The organism is Rhodopseudomonas palustris (genome assembly GCF_013415845.1).
Lineage (GTDB): Bacteria > Pseudomonadota > Alphaproteobacteria > Rhizobiales > Xanthobacteraceae > Rhodopseudomonas > Rhodopseudomonas palustris_F.
In genome coordinates this window covers 2882613-2904195 of sequence record NZ_CP058907.1, presented here as the reverse complement: position 1 = coordinate 2904195, position 21583 = coordinate 2882613, and the positions used below count along the sequence as shown (strand labels likewise).

Genomic DNA, 21583 nt, shown 5'->3' with positions numbered 1-21583 from the left:
CGCCGCGTCAGCTTGTTCGCCCTCTCGAAGCGCAGCATAATCACGCTATGAAGAAAAAGCCGTTCCGCCTTACTCCGTATCAGGTGCAATTCCTGCTGATCGTCGGCTTCCTGACCGTCGGCTACGCGCTGTACCTGCGCTACCTCGCGATCGAGCTGTCGACCGTGGCCCTGGCCTGCGATGCCGGGTTGCGCTCGATGCTGTGCAAAGCCCGACTGCTGATGACGTATCTGTTTCAGAATTCGGTGTTCGGCATCGCCGCGCTGGTGATCGCGGTGCTGCACTTCATCCGGCCGTCGATCGTGCTGCTCACCGGCGGCCTGATCTGCGCCGGCTTCGGCATCGTGCTCTACAATATCGGGCTGTCGGGGATCGCGATCGGGCTGCTTATTTTGGGGTTTGCGCGACCCGCGCCCGCCACAGCGTGAGCGCGAGCATCGCGTAAACTGCGCATGTCCACAGCGACTGCCAGTTCTTCGGCCCTTCGTTGAACACGGTGTATAGCGCGCAGAGGGCGAACAGGCCGGCGAACGAAGCTTCGGCGATCGGCCGGAGCCCCTGCTGCGGCCGGTTCAGCAGCATCAGCAGGAACAGCGGCACCACCGCCATCGTCAGCGACGCGAACGGGAAGTCGCGGTAGCGCGGATCGAAGGTGAAGCCGAGCGCGGTCTGGGCGCCGATCAGCACGGTCACCGCTACAGCCAGACCAAGCGCCCAAGTCGCAAACGAATGCGACCGGTCTTCGCGCGGCCCGAACAGATCCAGGAAGGTCGGAAGCGGCCGACCGGACATCAACGCATGCGCACCGAGGATCGGCGTCAAAATGCCGCTGGCGAGCAGCAGGCTCCACTGCGCCCAACGCCCGACGCCGTAGCTTTCGACCAACAGCTTGTCGACCGCAATGCCGAGCAGAATGCCGGCGATTGTCGCCGACGTGCCCACCGCCAGCCAGGAGATCAGCCGCGGCGCCCACGGGCGCCGACGCAGCGTCAGGATCGCGGTCAGAAATACCAGAACGCTCAGCGTCATGCCGGCGGCAGCGTCGAGCTTCCAATACGGGAAGTTGCTGATCGGCACGCCCGCCGGATACTTCTCAGCGCGGTTGTCGGCGTCGATCAGGCCCCAATAACCGCCGACGGTGCCTTCGAGGTCGCGTTTCCAAGGCTGGTCGTAAGCTTCGATCAGATTGACGCGGAAGTTCTCCGCCTTGGCGAGGGCGAGAATTTCCGACACCACCCGCGCCTGGTTGGCACGCGACGGCAACGCGCCTTCGCGCATCCGGCCGGCGCTCGGCCATCCGGTTTCGCCGATCAGGATTTCCTTGCCCGGGAACGCCACCGCGACCTGCTTGCGGATCGCGTCGACGTGGTTCGCGGCGTAGCGGGCGCGGACCGGCATGTCCTCCCAGTACGGCAGGATATGAATGGTGACGAAATCGACCGCGTCGTAGATCTCGCGGTTACGCAGCCAGTATTCCCAGACGTCCGCATAAGTCACCGGCACCTTGGCCTGCGCCTTCACCAACCGAATGGTTGCAGCCAGGTCTGCCGTCGTCATCTCGCCGCGAAGCAAGACTTCGTTGCCGACCACCAAACCGGTGATCACGTCCGGATAGGCTTTGGTGAGGCCGACTGCGGTCGCGATCTGCGCGAGGTTCTTGGAGCGGTCGTTCGACAGCCAGATGCCCTGCAGCACCTTCAGCCCGACCTTGGCGGCGAGCGGCGGAAGCTGGTCGAGGCCGTTATCGATCGAATAGGTACGAACGCACTTCGAGATCTTGGCGAGCTGCGCCATGTCCTGCGCGATCTGCTCGGCGTCGATATGCGTCGTCGGATCGAGCGGCGTCTGCGCGCCGCGGAACGGCGCGTACGAGACGCATTCCAGTTTGGAGTTGGCTTCGATCGGCGCGCGTTCAAGCGTGATCGGCGTGGCGATCCACCACCACACACCGAAGATCATGGCCAACGAGATCGGGATCAACAGCAGCGGCGTGCGCAAGGATTTCGATTCCGTCCGTTGCAAAAGGGTCCCGTCGATTAGCCGCTTGCGACCGATCTGCCAAGGCCGCCTTGTGCACTGCGCCGTTCGGCCGCCACGACAACAGACGTTCTTCCGCCATCAATTCGTCGCCATGCACCGAAGGACGAACTGCCATTGCTGGACAAAATCAAAAATGTCCGTCATGGGATTCTGCCGAGGGCCACGCCCTATCGGCGACGAATTCAAGCGGCATCAGGTGGATCGACCGGCGCCGCGATGGCCCGGCAACGAGATCGGGGACACGATGCGACGAGTATTCCTTGAGTTCCAGAACGCGATGCTGCGTTGCCTGGCCGTGAGCGGTCTTGCTCTGTCGATCGGCGTAGGCGGCGCCATCGCCCAGAGCGGCGATCTGCGCGCTCAGGATCAGACGCAGAAGCCGCCCGCAGTCGCCAACAATCAGCCGGCTCAGTCGACTGCCGACGCGCTCAAGGAAAGCCAGAAGAAGACCGACGAATTCGCCGAGGCCGCGCAGGCGATCAACGGCCCCGCCGGCAACCCGGAATGCGTCTGGCTCGGCCGCCGCGTCGTGGTTCTGATGTGGCGCGACGATCTCGACACCGCGTTCCGCCACCTCGATATGTATGACCGCTTCGGCTGCCCGACGGGTCACATTCAGGCGGCATTCAGGTGTGTCGTGCGATCTGGTCCTATCGACCCGAAAGCCCCCGACAGCCTCAGCGGACGCGTGCACGCATGCTGGATCAATCCGACCGCCCAGCAGCAGCCCGCCGCAGCGGCCGCAACGCCTCCCGGTCCGGCCGCGAAGCCGGCGCAAGCGCCTGCCCCGCAGCAACCGGCGGCTCCCGCGCCTGCGAAATAACTCCGCGGCGCGCTGGAACGGTCGGGATTTTCTCGGGTTTGGTCGCCGGACGCCCTCAATTCGCCACGGGGTCGGCCGAGTTGCTTGGACACGGGGCGCATCCGCACAGTGATGCGCCCACGATGTGGACGGACCTCGGGGACGGGTTAGTCCACCTGCCAAACTGGCCCCTTATGGTTTAGTCGCGATGCGCGCTGTCGTCGCCGTTCTGCTTTTCGTCACCGCCGCTCACGCCGGGCTCTGGGGTCTCCTTCGGGAGAAACAACAAGCCGCCGACTTCACCGGTATCCTGCCGAGCGTGTCCTACGCGCCGTTCGATGGCTCCGGCCATCCGGACGTCGACAACTTCCCGACCGCTGAACGGATCCGCTCCGACCTGAAAAAGCTGTCGGCGCAGACCCGCGCCATCCGTCTGTATTCGTCGACCGGCGGTCCCGAGATGGTGCCGCCGATCGCCAATGAGTTCGGCCTGAAGGTCAATGTCGGCGCCTGGATCGACAAGGATGTCACCCGCAACGAGCGCGAGATCCAGGCCGCGATCGACCTCGCCAAGCACAACGCCAATGTCAGCGGCATCGTGGTCGGCAACGAAACGGTGTATCGCGGCGATCAGATCCCGCTGGAAAATCTCGGGCTGAGCGAGGAAGAGCGCTACCGGCTGGTGGCCGAAGAGAACCAGCGGGTTCGCGACGCCGAAGCCCAGCCGGCCGACAAGCGCGACGAAGCGGTGCGCTGGGCCACGGCCGAAAACAACGTCCGCCGGTTGACCCGGCTAATCCAGCGCGTGAAGTCTCAGGTCAAAGCGCCGGTCACCTCTGGCGAAATCTGGAACATATGGCTCGAGCATCCCGAGCTCGCCTCATCGGTCGACTTCATCGCCGCGCACGTCCTGCCGTACTGGGAAGGCTTCTCCGCCAAGCAGGCGGTCGATCAGGCGATGATCATCTACCAAAAGCTGCGCGAGGCCTTCCCGGGCAAGCGCATCGTGATCGCCGAATTCGGCTGGCCGAGCGCCGGCTACAACCGCAAGGCTGCGGTGCCCGGTCAGTTCGAACAGGCGGTGACGCTGCGCAACTTCGTCAGCCGCGCCGACTCGATCGGCATGGAGTACAACATCGTTGAAGCGATCGATCAGCCCTGGAAGTTCTTCGAAGGCGGCGTCGGTCCGTATTGGGGCTTCCTAGACGCCTCGCGCCAGCCGAAGTTCGCCTGGACTGGCCCGGTGGTCGATCCAAACTACTGGAAGCTCGCGGGCATCGCGCTTCTGGTCGGCATCCTGCTGTCGCTGCCGATCCTGCAGCTCGCCGCCCCGACCGCGATGCAGACGCTGCTGCTGTCGGCCGCGGCGCACGGCGCCGGCGCCTGGGCGGCGACGGTGTTCGCCTATTGGAACGGGCACTACTTCCTGTTCGGCTCAGCCTTCGCGCTGACGCTCGGCATGATCCTGCTGATCCCGCTGGTTGCAATCGCCTTGGCGCGGATCGAGGAAATCTCGGCCGTGGCCTTCGGCCGCAAACCGCGACGGCTGATCACCCGCGCCCTCACCGATGCCCAGGAAGCCAAGCGCGCCGCAGCGATTGCCAAGGGCGAACCGGTGACCTTCCCCAAGGTCTCGATCCACGTCCCGGCGTATTTCGAACCGCCGGAGATGCTGAAGCAGACGCTGGATGCGCTGGCGCGGCTCGATTACCCGAACTTCGAAGTCGTGGTGATCATCAACAACACGCCCGATCCGGCCTTTACCCAGCCGATCCAGGATCACTGCCGCGAGCTCGGCGAGCGCTTCAAGTTCATCAACGCCGAGAACGTCAAAGGCTTCAAGGCCGGCGCGCTGCGGATCGCGATGGAGCGCACCGCGGTCGATGCCGAGATCATCGGTATCATCGACGCCGACTATGTGGTGACGCCGGACTGGCTGAAGGACCTCGTCCCCGCGTTCGACGATCCGCGAGTCGGCCTGGTGCAGGCGCCGCAGGAGCATCGCGACGGCGACCGTTCGCTGATGCACTACATCATGAACGGCGAATATGCCGGGTTCTTCGACATCGGCATGGTCCAGCGCAACGAGTACAACGGCATTATCGTGCACGGCACGATGTGCCTGATCCGCCGCGCCGCGATGGACATGGCCGGCGGCTGGTCGAGCGACACCATCTGCGAAGACTCCGATCTCGGCCTCGAGATTATGGAGCACGGCTGGCTCACCCACTACACCAACACCCGCTACGGCTACGGCCTGCTGCCGGACACCTACGAGGCGTTCAAGAAGCAGCGGCATCGCTGGGCCTATGGCGGCTTCCAGATCATCAAGAAGCACTGGCGCCGATTCCTGCCCGGCAACAGCCGCCTCAGCCGCGACCAGCGCCGCGAATTTGGCCTCGGCTGGCTGAACTGGCTCGGCGCCGAAAGCCTCGGCGTGGTGGTGGCGATCCTCAACCTGATCTGGGTCCCGATCGTCGCGTTCGCCGACATCGCGATTCCCGACAAGATCCTGACCTTGCCGATCATCGCCTCCTTCATCGTCACGCTGGCGCACTTCCTGGTGCTGTACCGGCTGCGGGTGAAGATCGGCGTGCCGCAGATGCTCGGCGCGATGATCGCGGCGATGTCGGTGCAATGGACGGTGTCGCGCGCCGTCGCCCAGGGCCTGATCACCGAGCACCTCGCCTTCGCCCGCACCTCCAAGGGCGGCCTGACGATGATGTCGGTCGAATTCCAGGCGTTCTGGGAAGCGGTGATCGGCGTGCTGCTGCTGATCGGCGCCGCGATCCTGGTGGTCTCCAACAGCAACATTCAGATCACCGAGATCTACATCTTCGCCGGCGTCTTGGTGCTGCAGAGCCTGCCGTTCCTCGCGGCGGTAGCGATCGCGATTCTGGAGAACTCCCGAATCAACCAGTTCGGCTGGTGGACCGCGACTGCGGTGCGGACCGCCGAATTGATCGGCCTGCGCCCGGTGGCACTGCCGACACCGATCCCGGCGCCGCAGAAGGTCGCCTCGGAGCTTCACCGCGACGCATAACCGCGCGTCGCGGCCGCGCGCGCCAGCTGATTGGTTGCACGAGGAAGATTGGATAAATATCTGTGGGCTTGAGCCAATTCGGCTTTCGCTGTGGCTGGCGCGGTCACCGCGGGTATTGACCCCGCCGGCCCCGCCCCCTACACAGCGCCTCACGTGAGCGCGTAGCTCAGCCGGTAGAGCACGTGACTTTTAATCATGGGGTCGAGGGTTCGAGTCCCTCCGCGCTCACCATGCGCCTTACTCGTCAGATCGAAGACTGATCGGCTCGTCCAGAGCTGGCTCTTTATTCTCTTCGTCGACGGTCCACTTGGCCCAGCAGCTCCCAAATCGATCGCCGTTCACCCGTCCGCTCCGTGAGCTCGATTCGACCGGGAATGGGCGCACCAAGGGACTTTTGGCAATCCGCTGGTCCACAATAAAGCGGCCTAACCCGGCATCTCGCTACCGCCTTACGACCAACGGATCACGCGGCACTCACGAAAATTTGAGCCGGCTCAATGTTCGGTCGGGGGGAGCGAGTCAATATGCGCGCCATCGAGGGCCGCAACGCGGCTCGGCGATGCGCAGAAACCCCATTATGAGGTCTCAAAATGGCTGACAAGACGCTGACCGGCCTGACGGTCGAGGAGTCCGAAGAGCTCCACAAGCACGTGATCGATGGCACCCGCATTTTCGGTGCGATCGCGATCGTCGCGCACTTCCTCGCCTACGTTTACTCGCCCTGGCTGCACTAATTAGCTGCCCAAAGGAGTATAGAATATGAATCAAGCTCGTATCTGGACTGTGGTGAAGCCGACCGTCGGTCTCCCGCTCCTGCTCGGCAGCGTCACCGTGATCGCGATCCTGGTGCACTTTGCTGTGCTGTCGCACACCACCTGGTTCTCGAAGTACTGGAACGGCAAGGCCGCGGCGATCGAGTCGTCGGTCAACGTCGGCTAATCAATACTGCTCTTCTGAGCTGTATTGCCGAACCGGGCTCCGAAAGGGGCCCGGTTTTCGTTTGGGGGCACGCTTGCCGCGGCAAGCCTTGAATGCCCTTCCGCGGCGCGCGGTCAGGCCCTCGCCTTGGGCGCGGCCAGCGCGGTCGCGGTGCGCTTGATGGTCTTGGCCACCAAAAGCGCCTGCTCCTTGGTCAGGGCGAAGTCCTGCACGCCCTTCTGGGTGGTCAGCGACAGGATCATCACCTCCGGCTGAGCCTCCGGCCAGCCGGTGGCGAAGGCGGTGACGAAATCGGCTGAGGTCGAGCGCTGGGTCATCGAACGAAACTCCTTGGAAAAGCTCGCGGCTCATTGGCCGAAACCGGCCGCGCTGGCAAGCATCCGCAAGGCTAAGTCGCCAGGCTGCGTTACCGCGCCGGCACGAACGCCGTCACCTCCAGCTCGACCTTAGCCCGGGGATCGACCAGCCCGCCGATATAGAGAAGCGTCGACGGCGGAAAGTGCCGGCCGAGCGTCTCCTTCCAGGCCGCACCGATTCCGGCACCAGCAGCCTCGTATTCGGCGCGGCTGGTGAGATACCAGGTCAGCCGCACGATGTGCTCGGGGCCTGCTCCAGCCTCCGCCAGCAGCCGCGTCACACGCCGCAGCGCCGCGCCGACCTGCGCTGCGAGATCGTCCGATTCGTATTCGCCCTGATCGTTGGTGCCGGTCTGTCCCGCCAGCACCAGCCACTGGCCGGGACCGTTGAAGGCGACGCCGTGCGAAAAGCCCCGCGGCTTGGCCCATCCATCCGGTTGCAGCACCCGCATCGTCGATCCTCCCTTGGTCACCGGCTTGTTCGCCGCTTTGACCGCAATTGCGCGCACAAGCGGCGGTGGAAATCAACCGCAGCGGCCGCAGGCGGGCCTCTGCGGCGCGGCGGTTGCCAAGCCTGCTGTTGTCGAAGATAGAGCGACGTCAGGAAACGCCGACGCCATCAACGAGCCAAACCGCCGCGATGACCCGCTCTCCCTCGATGTTGAAGGCCGCACTGTGGATGGCCGGCTGGCTGGCGCTGATGGTGATCGTCGCCGTCGCCGGCCGCGAAACGCTGCGCGAATTGAGCGTGTTTCAGGTGATGGAACTGCGCTCGCTGATCGGCTTCGCGATGCTGTATCCGCTGATCCACAAAGCCGGCGGGCTGACCGCGATGGCAACGGCGCGGCCGCTGGCGCATCTGAGCCGCAACCTGGTGCATTACGCCGCGCAGCTCGGCTGGTTCTACGCGCTGACGCTGATCTCGATCGGCCAAGTGGTGTCGATCGAGTTCACCATGCCGATCTGGATCGCGATACTGGCCGCGACCTTCCTCGGCGAACACATGAACGTCTGGAAGATCACCGCGGTGGTGCTCGGGCTGATCGGCGTCGTGGTGATCGTCCGTCCCGCTACCTCGTCGATCGAGCCGGGACAGCTGATCGCACTCGGCGCCGCCGTCGGCTTCGGCATCTCTGTCACGCTGATGAAGTCGCTGACCCGCACCGAGAGCACACTCGCAATCATCTTCTGGATGCTGCTCATCCAGAGCGCCGCCGGCCTCGTGCCAGCGCTGTGGCTATGGCAATGGCCGTCGGCCTATGTCTGGGTCTGGATCGTCATCATCGCGTTTTGCGGCACGTTCTCGCACTACTGCATGGCGCGGGCGCTGACTTACGCGGATGCCACCATCGTGGTGCCGATGGACTTCCTGCGGGTGCCGCTGTCGGCGACTGCCGGCTGGCTGATCTATGGCGAACGGCTCGACGCCTACACGGTGATCGGCGCCGCGCTGATCCTGACCGGCAACCTGCTCAATCTGCGCGGCGCTCCGCGACCGCCCGCCGCAGCCTCGATCCGGAATTCGTCCTAGCCGTCGAGGCCTGCGGCCTTGCGCAGCGCCGCATTGATACGGTCCTGCCAGCCCGGGCCGCCCTCCTGGAAGTGTTCCAGCACAGCCTGATCGATCCGCAGCGACACCATCTCCTTCACGCCCGGCAGCGCTTGGCGCTTCGGCGGCGCTTCCACCGGCTTGGCGGTGACTTTCTTGAAGGCGGCCTCCGCCTCGGTGCGGGCATCGTTCAGCGTGCGGGGTCGGCGGGGCGGCTGCGACATGGCGGTTTTCTCGGCAAGTTGAGCAGACTTAAGGCGTTGACGTGACTCGTCGAATGACCGGCGAGCTAGCTCCACGACAGTTGAACGAACGCCGCACATCGCGGCGCACAAGACTCAGCTGTGACAGGCTTCATCACCGGTTGATCACGCCGCCTTGCCAGCCGCAATAGTAATTGAATCGCTAACGAACACGTTCGCAATCGAGATGTCGGCGGCAAAGCTCGCGCGAGGCGTGCAGTGCAGAATCGAATTTCGCAAAACGAACGCATTTGTGTTGCGACATCGTCAGAGTTCCTAGTGTATAGTTCGTGCAACTGAGGTGGTGATCACTTCAGTCGAACACATGCCTGACGCTTCAGTTCATTCGAACTCTCAGGCCCATTCAACCAATCAGGTCCAACGCTTTTGGAAGATGAGGAGGTCACGATGCCGGCGATTGCTGAAGTTCTGTCGACCAACGTTCCTCGTCCCGCACCGCGCGGCAGCGATCTTCCCACCTGCCCGGTCTGCGCCGACTCGATGGTCGCAGCCGAAGCATCGGCGTATCTCACCGAAAGCGTGGTGAGCTATCTATGGACCTGCGACACCTGCGGCTATGGTTTCGTCACCAAGCACTTGGTGAAACGCTTTTCCTGCAACTGAGTGTGGAGATCGGAAAGGTTGTCCATTTTCACGGTCATTTTGACCACTTTGGCACTTCTCCGATGACCATTGGATTTGACGCCTGATTGATCTGGAGAGGCAACTCCCCCGGCGCCCGTTCCGATCGTTTGCCGAGCATTGACTACTGCCTTCATCCAGCACGCCTTTGCGTACTTTCTAGCGCCATAAATGTCCATTGGTGGCGCCCCATTCTGCAAGGCTGTTCTAACCTCAACCCGCCGACGCTAGCGATCCTGTGATCTAGCGGCGCCTAGCTCTTCGAAAACTGCGGCGTGACATCGCTTTCGGTTATCCGCTGGCGACACCTATCTCTCCAGTGCTCGGCGAAGTGATTCTCGGTCGGCGACAGTTGGTCGAGGATACGGAGGGGACAGAAATCGACAACTGGGCCCTCGTCCTCTGTCATTTCCTTGATCCGATATCCGTCAGCGCCACCTTCTAGATCATGCTTAAGCATGAGAACGACGGCTCCCACCGATCCATAGGACTGGGGGGATTGCACGGCGGCGTAGGCGACCGCGGCGTACTCGCCCTCGAGGACGCCTCGCACCTCAATATCGACCACGTTTTCGTACCGTCGTGCGAGCCACGCTTCCAATGCTTCAGTGACATCTCCGGCGATCATTATGTCTTCATAGCTCATGTTAACCTCCCACCTCCGAGGCCAGCATACGGTTGATTGCAGCAAGTTACGATGCGTTTTGGCAACCTGCACCCCACGGCATGAGAGCCACGATCTGCGAAGAACAGAATGAGCCTGCGAAACAGTTTAGTTAAATTGATGATTTTAAGCGGCGCGATGAACATCACGACGAAAGCCGCAGCGACCATCGATAGAGTGGAATTGGCAGCTAGTCGGTGAAGAGGCAAAATCGACTTGGGATCTGTCGAAAATGTTCTACCTGCGGAAGTACAACCGGGCGCTCTGGAAGCGCTCGTTTAAATGTTGTTGTAAATGTTCGCATAGGATGGCCAGATTCACCCAAAGTCTGTCCCAATGCAGTGCATATTATGCCGCACTCGCTTCGTAACGAAAAACCCGCCGGAAACGGCGGGTTTTTCTTCGGTGAAAATGCTGTCGAGCGGTCAGTCGATAGGCGTTGAGCAAGACCTTGCTTATCGACAGGCGAGGCTTTTCAATTAAGGCAGCTCACGAAGTTTATTCGGTCGCAAATGTTGAGTAGCCGTCGAATGCGTAGTCATTCAGAAATTGGCGCTGCCATAGGAACGTCCGATCGATCTCGCTCAAGCCGGCTTCGTCACAAACGTCGGCCCAACTCTGCCGAATCGTTACAACCTGACCGTCGATGACGGCGCGCGCGTCGTTATCGTTCAGTAGGAACTTGGGCGCGGCCGCGCGGCAGGCTTTGAGCAAACTTCTGCGTTCGTTGCCGTCGATGCCAATCGCCTGGTTCGCCTCCCGCGCGTTGCGAGCTTGCGGGCAGATGTCGTAGGCTGGCGTCAGTGTCAGAGTGGATCCGTCCCAGAACGCGGCATGATTGCGCGCATGATCGTCGGTGTTGCCGACCAGCACATTGAACACCATCCGCGCATACAGCTCACGCAACGTTTCCTGCGGCGCGGTGAAGCGCGCTCGAACGATGTCGGCGAGTTCGGTGTAACTCGCGTGGCGTGCCGACAGCTCATCGAGTCCGAACAGCGTAAGAGCGGAGACCATAGCGCGGCGACGCCACGCTTTGCCCGCACGCGTGCGATCAAACCTTTCGACCAGCAGCACATCCTTGCCAGCGACCGCGCACAGGGAAACGGGAGCGACAACGAGACCGGCCCGCGCAGCAAGCCGCATCGCGATGAATTCGGCTTTAACGACAGCATAGGTGTCGTTCGTCGCGGAGAATTTCGCGATATACTTCTTAGCACCATCTTCAATCAACGCCTTGGGTCTCGCGCCACCGATCGAGCTGCCATGAAAGAGCGCGTTGTCGAGCGCCTGCGGAATCGGCTCGCCGCGCTCGACGAACTCGGCCGCGGTCATCAATTGTTCCAGCGTCGCGCTGGCTTGATCACGCGGCTTGTAAACATCGGCAGAGGTTTGAAAATCGAGAGCGCCGGCGCGATCCGAACCCGAATTCAGCATGAATGTCAGCTCGTCGAATTCGACATCTTTGGCCGCGTCGCCTTTAAGACCTGTCAGGCGATTGATGACGACGCGCCGCCCCCAGGCATCGGGCGCGCCGTCGCGCAGACAGCTCGCCATCAACAGAGGAGCGTTCGGCAGCATTGCGCCGCGCTGCAACGGCAGCTCCGGCAAATAGATCGGGATCGCCTGCTTGTGCGCGAGATAGTTTCGGCCGTAGGTGAAAGCGTAAAGATCGCCATCGCGATCGATACGGCCAGCCACGATCGGTTCATCGGCATTTGGCAGCCAGATCCACACAAACGCAGTCTGTGGGGCCTCGCGCTTTTCGTTCTTAGAAATCATCGTCGACCTCTTTGCGCGGACGACGGATCGACTTCGGGAGAAGCGCGAGCTTGTCGTTGAGCCGTTCCGATTGAGATGCAAGTGTCGAGGCCTCGGGCACGAACAGGCTCACGCCGGCCAATGTCGCGGCTTCGAATGCGAGGCCCATCTCGACCTTCGGATCGCCCTTTTCGATCAGTTGAAGCGTGCTGCGCGCGATACCCACGCGAGCCGCCAGATCGGCCTCGGACATGCGACGCTGCTTGCGCGCGAGGCGCACTTGCTTGCCCAGCAGCTCCAGAGCTTCTTTCGTGAGGCGCGAGTAGGTGCGCGGGCGTTTGCGAGATGAGATTTCCATTTTGACCGATATAGAAGGCGTGAGGACCTAAATGACCGCCACATCAGTCACATAGCAAACATTTGACCTTCTTGCAAGCATTGACCGCTATAACAGTCATAAGAGGCAATATGCCTGTTGTGGCGGTCATTTAGAGTGGTCAGGCTAGCAGCGAAACCCGACCATTCTGCTAGCGCCAAGCTGCTGGTCGGCCTTAAGTCGCTGTTGCCGAAAGCCCAGCGCGAGCAGTTCGGCCAATCCTCCGAGCGCGGCACTGCGGCACTTTCGAGATTCCCGCTGAACATTTGCAACGACTTACGGAGTGCGCTGCGATATCCTTTGGCTACCTCAACAGAAGTGTAGATGCTGGCATAGGATGGCCGGCTTCAGCCAAAGTGCGCCGCAAATCATCCCAAAGTTAGACCGTATGCCTAAGCGGTAAAATAAAACCCGCCGGAAACGGCGGGTTTTGCACATAGGAGCAAATACTTCGGTAAACAGGCGGTTAAAGGCACATCCCTTCCCAACGCCGCCCCAATCGTGCAATGCCTTCCGAAAGCAAGCCCTGATTGAGTCTTTTTTTGCGCTCGCCTGAAGGCTCTCCCAAACCTATCGAATGCAACATTGTCTAGACCCTTCCAGGGGTTCACGCGAGACGTGGATGGCAACACTCGATTTTAGCGAACTTAGCAGCAAGCCAACCGGCGAGAACCTTGAAGGCCTGGTGCGCCTGATCGGAGAGCGATTAGGTCTCGCTGTCTCCTGGACTGGGCGCGGCGCGGACCAGGGACGAGATCTCATCTTTACCGAGACGCAGACGGGACAGATCGGGTCAACACCAGTGCGCTGGCTCGTCAGCTGCAAAGACAATTCCAAGACCAACCAATCGGTCAGCGAACAAGATGTTGGCAGCGTCTTAGACAAAGTGCGCCAACACAATTGCGACGGCTTCCTGTTGGCAACAACAACCACGGTGGGCACGGCATTAAAGGCAAAGCTGGACGCCTTGCAGAGCAACCCTCAAGATCCCGTTCAAACGAGGGTATGGGATCGCTTCGCGATAACATCAATGCTGCTCTCGGAACAGTTTGCGGATTTGCTGCGTCAATTCTTTCCAAGAGAAATGGCGAAGAACGCAGCAATTGAAATTGAAGCCGCTCGCAAGCGAATCGAGAAGTCCGTGCCACGAGTAGTCGTGGGTGCCCTACGACTACACCTCATGCCGCACCAGGAACGGCTACAATTGGTGCGCGGTATCAACGTTTGGCCACACGACTTCGATCAACAAACTCTTATTGATCAGATTGTCCCAAAGGTTATCGCACAAAATCCGAATGATTTGGCAATAAGGCAGATCCAGCAGCTTCACTTCGACGCCTTCCTCGCGTTTACGGACCACCTAATTAGGTCCTTTCCAAACGACGCCTATAGACACCTCCTCCATCTCGCGCAGAAAGATGACGACAGCAGTCGCATCTACAACGTGATCAAAATACTTCGCGAATTCGAACAATTCACCGACGAGGTAGAATTATCGGTAGCGGCGAGGTGCGACCAAGAAACACTTTGGGAGCTATACGATGATCTAGTTCTCCTAAACCTGACTGACGAGACATTCTGGGATCAGCATACGCTGTGGGAAATAGAGCGGTTTCATGAATTCACCGAAATCAAGAACATCGAAGCTGACGAGGTCGAATTTGCCACAGACGATGGCGTACTATTCACGGCCATGGTCCACTTTGACGTATACGGCTCAACGGATGACGGCGACAATGGCTACTCCGGGAACGAAACGTTCGCCTATCGTGTGACTGGCCATCTTGAGTCTCTCCAGAGCATCGTAGTAACCGACATCGCGTTTAGACGATAATTGCGATCGTTTCTTGCGAACATTAGCACGTTTGCAGCGCCTTGCATTGCAGATGCTTCAATCGGTTAGAGCTGCTCCACAACTCGTCAAGCTCAACGCCGTCATGCGCTTCTTACCGCTCTACGATTCGCAAGAGCTCCGCCATTCGTAGGCATTTTTAGGAACTAATCAGAATGGCAAAGCCGTCAGCCGCCGATTTGGCTCAAGAATTTGCGCAAAGCACACTTAGCTTAGCACCGGTGATCATCCTCGGGAGCGGGGCATCAGCTGCACATGGCGTACCCAGCATGAACGCTTTGGCCACTCATCTATCTGCAGCGCATGCGGATCCCGGCTGGACGACGCATGAAACCAACGAATGGACGGCTCTTCTCGCGGAGCTAAAACGCGGCGTTGACCTCGAAAGCGCTCTTCAATCTGTACGCCCAACCGAGAGACAAACACACTTCATCGCAAGTGCGACCCGCCAATTTCTCGTACCATACGATATGAATGTTCTAGACACTCTGCTGACGGATCGACGCTACCTCCCGCTAACCCGCCTATACACGCACCTCTTCGACAGTACCCACAAAACGCTACACGTCGTAACCCCTAATTATGATCGCCTTGCCGAATACGCAGCTGACGCCGCAAATATCAGCACCTTCACTGGATTCACCTACGGTCATCTTCAAAATCGGGCACCTTCATCAAACGTTCGAATAACCGTCGAGGGTCGACCTCTACGCACTGTCGCAATTTGGAAGGTTCACGGGTCTCTCGACTGGTTCCAGGATTCCGACCATCAAATAGTCGGACTACGTAACACCGGATCTGTCCCGCCCGGCTACGTACCACTCATGGTCACACCGGGCCTGGACAAATTTCGCCTGACGCATGGTGAACCCTTTCGTACAATATTGAGCTGCAGCGACAGCGCGCTATCATCTGCCCGCGCGTATTTATGCGTCGGGTACGGATTCAACGATGAGCACCTGCAAACAAAACTGGTTGAGCGCTGCGACCGCGATGCCGTTCCTCTCATTGTCCTCACAAAAGAATTGTCACCAGCTGCAAAAGCATTCCTTTCTAGCGGACGATGCCGCCGATACTTAGCGATCGAAGAAGGAGCTACGAGCGGCGCTCTCGCCTACACAAACGCAATACCAACCGGGTTCACGCTTGATCAGCCACTTTGGCGACTCGATCAATTTCTCAACCATGTAATAGGGGTACTTGCATGAGCATCTTTAATTTTTCTGACGAGGAGGCGCTTGGTCGCGTGAAGTCAGTCGATACGGCAACCGTGATCGTTCAGGTAGACGATATTGAAGCTCTGCGCGCATTACAAGTGAACCGACTGGTGACGCTTCAGAGCAGTTTGGCTGGCCAAAAACTCATTGGCGTCATCCACAAGATTACTCGCACCGCGCTCGAAGAAGCGAAAGTATCGGACATTGACCAAACGGAGCAAGCTCATACGGAAGTAAACCTCGTCCGCATCACCTTGATTGGCACGCTTCTCGATCGCGAGGGTACTCGAGCGAACGTATTTCGGAGGACGCTTGAGACAGTACCAGAAATCGACGCCTGTTGCTTCGCTCTTGAAGGCGAACGGCTTACCCGATTCATGGGCGTCATTTCTCAGGTGACAGCAGGTCCCCAGCGCCTATCGCTCGGCGCATATACGCTCGATCCGAAGGCCGAGGCTTATGTGAATGGCAACAAGCTCTTCCAACGCCACGCTCTCGTAGTTGGAAGCACAGGCTCTGGTAAGTCATGGACGACCGCACGACTTCTAGAGCAAGTCGCTGAACTTGAGAGCGCCAATGCCATCGTGTTCGACATGCATGGTGAGTATGCTTCGATGCAGGGAAACGGATTTGTGCATCTCCGCGTCGCCGGCCCCGGAGACATAGACGCTGGCCGAGGCCTCGCCGAGGGCGTGCTCCATTTGCCATACTGGTTAATGAGCTACGAGGCGCTCGTTTCAATGTTCGTAGATCGAAGCGATCAGAATGCGCCAAATCAGGCCATGGTGATGCAAAGAGCTGTTGTTGAGGCTAAGACTGACTTCCTCACGTCGGGCGGCCATCACGACGTTCTTGCAAACTTTACCATCGACAGCCCCGTTCCATTTTCAGCAGACTTCATCCTGTCGGAACTTAATAGATTGAACACTGAGATGGTGCCGGGTGCCAGGTCCGAAAAGCAAGGTGACTTTCACGGCAAGCTAAGCCGATTGATCCAGCGTCTGGAAGGAAAGCGCACCGACCGCAGGCTCGGTTTCCTGTTTCCACGAAACGGAATCGCCGATAGTTATAGTTGGCTTGACGAGGTCGTTGGGCTCCTTCTCGGCGGCACTTCGGCCAAGGGGGGCTCCGGTGGCGTCAAGGTAATCGACTTCTCGGAAGTGCCATCCGACATTCTGCCACTCATTGTTGGAATGGTGGCTAGACTAGCATTCCACGTGCAGCAATGGAGCGCTCAGGGAACGCGCCACCCTGTGGCTCTCTTTTGTGATGAGGCCCACCTATACATCCCACAAGACGCCACCTCCGGAGCAGCCGAAAATGCTATTGGTATGTTCGAACGCATCGCCAAAGAAGGTCGAAAGTACGGCGTCGGTTTGGTGGTTATTAGCCAACGTCCGGCAGAGGTGAACCGGACTGTTGTTAGCCAATGCAACAACCTGATCGCGATGCGGCTGACAAACGGTGACGACCAAGCTGTAGTTCGCCGCTTGCTCCCCGATAGCTTAGGCGGATTTAGCGATCTCCTGCCTGTTCTTGATACTGGCGAAGCGCTGGTAGTCGGTGACGCAATTCTGCTGCCGACCCGCATCCGCATTGCCAAACCAAACAGCGAGCCCCTTAGCGGGACCATTGAATTCTGGGATTGCTGGGCAGACAAGACTTCCAAGGGGACGCTTGATAAAGCAGTGGAAAGCTGGAGGCGGCAGACGCTTGTCAAATAGCATGCCCTCACATTTTGAGCGAATTTCAACCTATCAAGGATACACAGTTGAAAATTGCATTAGTAGACATCGAAGCATCTGGCGATTCAGAAACGCTGTACTTTCTCGTAACATGCGCTGGAGATTTCTCCCCAACTCTGAAACCGATACCCCAACGCTGGAGAGCCAACTATAAGGTCGAGATTGAGAAGGCGATGGATGCTCAATTTTGCGATGGGCCCGTCAGCGGGAACGAAATAGAAAGGCAATCGCGCTGGGCCTACTTTGTTCTCGATCAGAACGCTACCGACCAGTGCCCGGAGGGCTACGTCGTGCTAACCGACGGCGTCTCGTTTATAGTTCTACGTGGCAAAACCGTTGTCGGCTACTACCTGTCGTTACCAGACGCAGTCGACGCTGCTTGGGAAGATAACGGAGCGAGAAGTCAATTCGGACCGTGACTGGCGATTCGCTTGCGCCGTTGCGGCCGCCACTCTCTCTTCTCCAATTAGACGACGCTTAATGTGACGCTGCACTGATGGATGATTAAGATTTAGAAGGCTCCCTTCCCCGTGCAATTGTTCGTACGCTCGAGCGTTTGCAACGCGTGCTAATAGCGCCGTGTATTCTGTTCTTATTTTCTGGTCAGTGCACTCTTGCATAGTGGGATGCTTCGCTTCGATCTGCAATTGCAGTGAGCGGTAATTTCCTGATTCCTCTGAAAAACGCATGCACTCCAATGCCAACTTACAGAACACGATATCTTTATCCTTTGACTGAGACATACTCCCCTCCCTTTCCACTTCCAGATCGTCGAACTGCGCTTTGCATTCGACAAGTTGTGCGGAGGGAAATGCCCGAGGCGGGTGAATTCATGCTGGTTTGCAGCCACCAGTATTCGCAGCTCAGCACCCGACCTCCGACAGAAGGCAGATATGACATAGGGCTTATTTTGTGCTCGGCTCTAAACGCTGTTCCCCTTTCGGCTTACAACATTCAGTCTCAAGCAGGCGATCCCGATCAATTTATCGGATCTGCCGCTGCAGCGCGGCGCAATGCAGCCGAATGCTCCGCTGATGATGGCGAACTGTCTGCGCGACGGCGTGCCCGATGCCTGTGGGCGGCGCGACGTCATCAATCGCCTGACGGGTCTCAAAGGCCACGCGGCCAATATGTCGAATTCGACGAGCTGACCTTTATGCTGAATTCGGGTTCGGGTCGCGCAGGCGCTCTCGATTTTCAAACCTGTCGCGGTCATCTAGAGTGGCAGGCTGGCGGTGACGCGTGACGCGATCTCACCATGCACGACGAGCGCAAATCTAACTCTGCGCTCTATCGAATCTCTTCAGCATTTCGATCGCTTCTGCAACGGACACCGGCTCAGGTGCTCGCGCGATGCTTTCTTTGATGGCCCTTGCGACGCGCTCCTCCCAGTCTCGTGTCACTTCCTCAAATAGGTTGTCGGCCTTTGCCCGTGCATCAGCCTTCACTTTTCGTCGGCGAGAAAGTTCTTCCGGAGTATTCACACTTAGCTCCTGCTCATCGGATCTCCGTACGTGTTGCGGATCGCCAACTCAAACGACGCCTGCCTTCGAGGTTAAGGGTTTGCAAAATTTTTCGTTGATCATGCAATTCTCATAAGCTGATGCAGATGGAGAGAGGCATCGACGGTAATCGGTACGTTTAGCCAAACTGCACAACGGGTATGCCGACGACATTCTCCAATTCAGTGCCCCTCACCTGCGACGCTAACGGTGCGTTTTCCGCTCCTTATTACCGCTCGCGATCGTACTCCAGTACGCCTCCATTGAAGCCGAGCCGCGTATCGCAAGCATTCGGAATTCCGCATTCGACAGTATTGGCCACCGGTGAAATCCTCCAAGACAGACCATGCGCTAGCGCGGCGGCACTAGAGACGCCGCCCTTTCATGTATCACCAACATCAGATCATTGAGATCGGCCGTCTGCACCCGCGGCTCAGAGAGGCAGTCCGAATTGCGGCTCAACTTCGTCATCGTTCTTTAGCGACGACAACGAGATGCCAAGAAGCCGAACCGGTTTCGGCAAAGGCATCGCAGCCTCCAGCAGCCCGACCGATCTGGTCGTGAGGGCTGCACGACTTGAAACAGGGCTGGCCAACGTTCTGCTTCTTGAGACGATCTCAAAGTCCGCGAACTTGATCTTGAGAGTGACAGTCCGGCCTCGATTGCCGGTCCTCTCGCAATGCCCCCAGACCTTGTCGATGAGGGGTTGCAGCTCCGCGACCATCGACTCGAACGAGGTGAGGTCGGACGAGAAGGTATTTTCCGCACCGACCGACTTACGGATGCGATTGGCGCGAACCGGCCGCTCATCGACGCCACGCGAGATCCAGTAGTAGTAAGTTCCGGCCTTGCCGAAATGCCCCTGCAGAAATTCGAGGGTCTGATTCCGAATATCCAGACCAGTTCGAATGCCAAGCCCGTTGAACTTCGCCGCAGTCGCCGGACCTATTCCGTGGAATTTGCCGACAGGCAGACTCTCCACGAACGAAGGTCCCATCTCCGGCGAGATCACATACTGGCCGTTCGGCTTGCGGTGATCGGACGCGAGCTTGGCCAGAAATTTATTGTATGAGATGCCTGCGGAGGCATTGAGGCCGGTGACCTCCTTGATCTTCGCCCTGATGGCGAGGGCGATGTCGCGCGCTAGCGGAATATTCTGAAGATTTTCCGTCACATCAAGATAGGCTTCGTCCAGCGATAGCGGCTCTATGATCGCGGTATGCTTCGCGAAGATCTCGCGGATCTGCAGGCTGATCGCCTTGTAGATCTCAAAGCGCGGCTTCACGAAGATCAGGTCGGGACATTGACGTTTCGCGGTGACGGACGGCATCGCCGACCGTACGCCGAACTTGCGAGCTTCGTAGCTTGCGGCTGCAACGACTCCGCGCTCGCGCGAGCCACCGACTGCGACCGGCTTTCCCCGCAGCGCCGGATCGTCCCTCTGCTCGACCGAGGCGTAGAACGCGTCCATGTCGACGTGGATGATCTTACGATGGGCGGCTGAAGTAGAGGTTTCGGTCATGGCGTCAAACGGCGAGCAGATCCCCATCCTTCTTCACGCCCCGAGCGACGATCTGCAGCGCACCGTCCGGCAGCGGGCGCTGCAGCTTCAGGGCTTCCTCCTGAGAGGCCGACAGCCAAGTCTCGACCTCGGCAGGCGTTGTCAGGATGACGGGCATCGCTTTCGGATGGATGGCGCCGACCTCGGCGTTCGGTTCGGTCGTGAGGAACGCGTAGAGGTCGTTGGTCGTCTCGCCCTCTTTCACCTTTCGGACCGAAGTCCAGGTGGTCCAGATACCGGCGAAGCAAGCGAGCGGGCGGGTCTCGTCGAGTGCGAACCAGATGTCGCCACCCGCGGCCTTGTTGAATTCGCTGAAGCTGTTTAACGGGACCACGCATCGGTGCTCGAGCCCAAGCCACCTTGTCCAGTGCTTCGACTTAACATTGCGGATGTTGGTCGTCCCGCCATCCGGCTCCATCCGCAGCACTTCGTTGAAATCGATCGTCTTCCCTTTGGCTCGCAGCTTGTCCGCTCGCTTTTGGGCATTTTCTAACAGCGCCTTCGCTGAAGACGGCATTCCCCATCTGGCAGTCACGAGTTCGCGGCCGCCGACCCCATTCCGGATGATTGGAGCCTTGTAGTCCGGAAATACGCCGGGCATCGGCGCGAGGTTGCCGACGTGCTGGTTGACCACGCGGAAAAGGGCGATGATCGCCGATTGGTTGGTGGTGATCGAGTACAGATTACACAAAGTCAGGTCTCCGGATCGACACGTCGAGCGCGCTGTGCCAGCTGAAGTAGCGTCGCCGGCGGCCGTTTTCCTGCTTTCGCGCACTTGCTGCAGCGAAGGCGACTGGCAAGGTCATGAACGCAGGTCGTCGACGGGTGACGGAGTGCCGCCAGGTCGACCTCATTCGGTGTTCTGCACCGTGAGCATTCGATTTCGATCCAGCAATAGCCCCCGTTGACGGCTTGGTCGATAGTCGGCGACGGGTCGATTGGGCCGCCGTCGGCCCACAGCCGCTCGTTCCAGCTTTCACACAGTAGACGGTCGGCTTGCTGGATCAGAGCCTCTCCCCTCGCCCGCAGCTCAGCCGACTGGACCGCTAGGAGGGTTGTCACTGCGCGTGCTCGGCCCAGCTCCTTCTTTAGCGCCTTCCGGTCGCCTCCGGAGAGTGGCGTTGGATGGTGCTTCGGGGCCATAGGGAACGGTCAGCGCGTCTCTACGGACGGCCAGCAGCCGTCCTCTTCGTAGCGGCCGGTTCTGGATTCGCACGTGCCCTCAAGAAGTCGTCGTGCGACGTCCTTTAACGCAGTCCCCGCGCCATACAGCCGCCCAGCGTCGCCTGCGC

Annotated in this window: 22 protein-coding genes and 1 tRNA gene; 12 read left to right on the top strand and 11 right to left on the bottom strand. The window is 59.5% G+C overall.

Annotation, left to right across the window (positions count from 1 at the left end; translation table 11 throughout):
• Positions 1-47: 47 nt before the first annotated feature.
• Positions 48-428, top strand: coding sequence for a hypothetical protein (locus HZF03_RS13205; RefSeq protein WP_012496092.1), 381 nt, complete (start codon positions 48-50; stop codon positions 426-428).
• Here HZF03_RS13205 and HZF03_RS13200 read toward each other — a convergent pair.
• The gene (locus tag HZF03_RS13200; protein WP_104511771.1) at positions 388-1998 is read right to left on the bottom strand and encodes a glycoside hydrolase family 17 protein; all 1611 of its coding nucleotides are present in this window, start codon (positions 1996-1998) and stop codon (positions 388-390) included. The genes HZF03_RS13205 and HZF03_RS13200 overlap by 41 nt on opposite strands.
• 286 nt (positions 1999-2284) lie before the next feature.
• Here HZF03_RS13200 and HZF03_RS13195 point away from each other — a divergent pair, with 286 nt between their 5' ends.
• The 5 genes from HZF03_RS13195 (at position 2285) to HZF03_RS13175 (ending at position 6824) form a co-directional block, all read left to right on the top strand.
• The gene (locus HZF03_RS13195; protein ID WP_119019620.1) at positions 2285-2863 is read left to right on the top strand and encodes a beta-1-3, beta-1-6-glucan biosynthesis protein; all 579 of its coding nucleotides are present in this window, start codon (positions 2285-2287) and stop codon (positions 2861-2863) included.
• Positions 2864-3050: 187 nt separating this feature from the next.
• Positions 3051-5885 carry a glycosyltransferase gene (locus HZF03_RS13190; protein ID WP_119019604.1) on the top strand — a complete coding sequence of 945 codons (2835 nt, stop codon included), beginning with the start codon at positions 3051-3053 and terminating at the stop codon, positions 5883-5885.
• A gap of 155 nt (positions 5886-6040) precedes the next feature.
• Positions 6041-6116 (top strand) — tRNA-Lys (locus HZF03_RS13185).
• A 359-nt stretch (positions 6117-6475) separates the two neighbouring features.
• Complete coding sequence (gene pufB, locus HZF03_RS13180; protein WP_011158204.1) at positions 6476-6619, top strand: light-harvesting antenna LH1, beta subunit; 144 nt, start codon at positions 6476-6478, stop codon at positions 6617-6619.
• A 25-nt stretch (positions 6620-6644) separates the two neighbouring features.
• On the top strand, positions 6645-6824 hold the full coding sequence (locus HZF03_RS13175; RefSeq protein ID WP_011158203.1) for a light-harvesting protein: 180 nt from the start codon (positions 6645-6647) through the stop codon (positions 6822-6824).
• Positions 6825-6937: 113 nt separating this feature from the next.
• Here the strand turns inward: HZF03_RS13175 and HZF03_RS13170 are convergent, their stop codons facing one another.
• On the bottom strand, positions 6938-7141 hold the full coding sequence (locus HZF03_RS13170; protein ID WP_011158202.1) for a hypothetical protein: 204 nt from the start codon (positions 7139-7141) through the stop codon (positions 6938-6940).
• 89 nt (positions 7142-7230) lie between these two features.
• Positions 7231-7632 (bottom strand): RidA family protein, encoded by a 402-nt coding sequence (locus HZF03_RS13165; protein WP_011158201.1) that lies wholly within the window; start codon positions 7630-7632, stop codon positions 7231-7233.
• A gap of 188 nt (positions 7633-7820) precedes the next feature.
• Here HZF03_RS13165 and HZF03_RS13160 point away from each other — a divergent pair, with 188 nt between their 5' ends.
• Positions 7821-8711: a DMT family transporter gene (locus HZF03_RS13160; protein WP_012496088.1), complete on the top strand. Its 891-nt coding sequence runs from the start codon at positions 7821-7823 to the stop codon at positions 8709-8711.
• On the opposite strand, the gene HZF03_RS13155 is transcribed toward HZF03_RS13160, so the two are convergent.
• Positions 8708-8953, bottom strand: a complete 246-nt coding sequence (locus HZF03_RS13155; protein ID WP_012496087.1) for a BrnA antitoxin family protein — start codon at positions 8951-8953, stop codon at positions 8708-8710. The genes HZF03_RS13160 and HZF03_RS13155 overlap by 4 nt on opposite strands.
• 426 nt (positions 8954-9379) lie before the next feature.
• Between HZF03_RS13155 and HZF03_RS13150 the strand changes: the two genes are divergently transcribed.
• Complete coding sequence (locus tag HZF03_RS13150) at positions 9380-9595, top strand: hypothetical protein (protein WP_012496086.1); 216 nt, start codon at positions 9380-9382, stop codon at positions 9593-9595.
• 271 nt (positions 9596-9866) lie between these two features.
• Here the strand turns inward: HZF03_RS13150 and HZF03_RS13145 are convergent, their stop codons facing one another.
• The 3 genes from HZF03_RS13145 to HZF03_RS13135 all read right to left on the bottom strand — a co-directional run bounded on the left by HZF03_RS13145 (position 9867) and on the right by HZF03_RS13135 (position 12396).
• Positions 9867-10259: a hypothetical protein gene (locus HZF03_RS13145; RefSeq protein WP_119019605.1), complete on the bottom strand. Its 393-nt coding sequence runs from the start codon at positions 10257-10259 to the stop codon at positions 9867-9869.
• 516 nt (positions 10260-10775) lie between these two features.
• A complete protein-coding gene (locus HZF03_RS13140; RefSeq protein ID WP_119019606.1) occupies positions 10776-12059 on the bottom strand; it encodes a type II toxin-antitoxin system HipA family toxin in 1284 nt (427 codons plus the stop codon).
• On the bottom strand, positions 12049-12396 hold the full coding sequence (locus HZF03_RS13135; RefSeq protein WP_119019607.1) for a helix-turn-helix transcriptional regulator: 348 nt from the start codon (positions 12394-12396) through the stop codon (positions 12049-12051). Before HZF03_RS13135 ends, HZF03_RS13140 begins: the two co-directional genes overlap by 11 nt.
• 640 nt (positions 12397-13036) lie before the next feature.
• Between HZF03_RS13135 and HZF03_RS13130 the strand changes: the two genes are divergently transcribed.
• From HZF03_RS13130 to HZF03_RS13115, 4 genes are all read left to right on the top strand, one after another.
• Entirely contained in the window at positions 13037-14248 is a 1212-nt protein-coding gene (locus tag HZF03_RS13130; RefSeq protein ID WP_165858162.1) for a restriction endonuclease, read from the top strand.
• 173 nt (positions 14249-14421) lie between these two features.
• Positions 14422-15474: an SIR2 family protein gene (locus HZF03_RS24625; protein ID WP_119019609.1), complete on the top strand. Its 1053-nt coding sequence runs from the start codon at positions 14422-14424 to the stop codon at positions 15472-15474.
• A complete protein-coding gene (locus HZF03_RS13120) occupies positions 15471-17207 on the top strand; it encodes an ATP-binding protein (protein ID WP_119019610.1) in 1737 nt (578 codons plus the stop codon). Before HZF03_RS24625 ends, HZF03_RS13120 begins: the two co-directional genes overlap by 4 nt.
• Before the next feature lie 47 nt (positions 17208-17254).
• Complete coding sequence (locus tag HZF03_RS13115; protein WP_133303255.1) at positions 17255-17647, top strand: hypothetical protein; 393 nt, start codon at positions 17255-17257, stop codon at positions 17645-17647.
• A gap of 858 nt (positions 17648-18505) precedes the next feature.
• Here the strand turns inward: HZF03_RS13115 and HZF03_RS13110 are convergent.
• From HZF03_RS13110 to HZF03_RS24480, 4 genes are all read right to left on the bottom strand, one after another.
• Positions 18506-18712, bottom strand: coding sequence for a hypothetical protein (locus HZF03_RS13110; RefSeq protein ID WP_133303256.1), 207 nt, complete (start codon positions 18710-18712; stop codon positions 18506-18508).
• 451 nt (positions 18713-19163) lie between these two features.
• The gene (gene dinB, locus HZF03_RS13105) at positions 19164-20252 is read right to left on the bottom strand and encodes a DNA polymerase IV (RefSeq protein ID WP_119019621.1); all 1089 of its coding nucleotides are present in this window, start codon (positions 20250-20252) and stop codon (positions 19164-19166) included.
• Between the two features lie 4 nt (positions 20253-20256).
• The gene (locus tag HZF03_RS13100) at positions 20257-20982 is read right to left on the bottom strand and encodes an SOS response-associated peptidase (protein WP_119019611.1); all 726 of its coding nucleotides are present in this window, start codon (positions 20980-20982) and stop codon (positions 20257-20259) included.
• A 2-nt stretch (positions 20983-20984) separates the two neighbouring features.
• The gene (locus HZF03_RS24480) at positions 20985-21434 is read right to left on the bottom strand and encodes a hypothetical protein (protein WP_119019612.1); all 450 of its coding nucleotides are present in this window, start codon (positions 21432-21434) and stop codon (positions 20985-20987) included.
• Positions 21435-21583 lie beyond the last annotated feature (149 nt).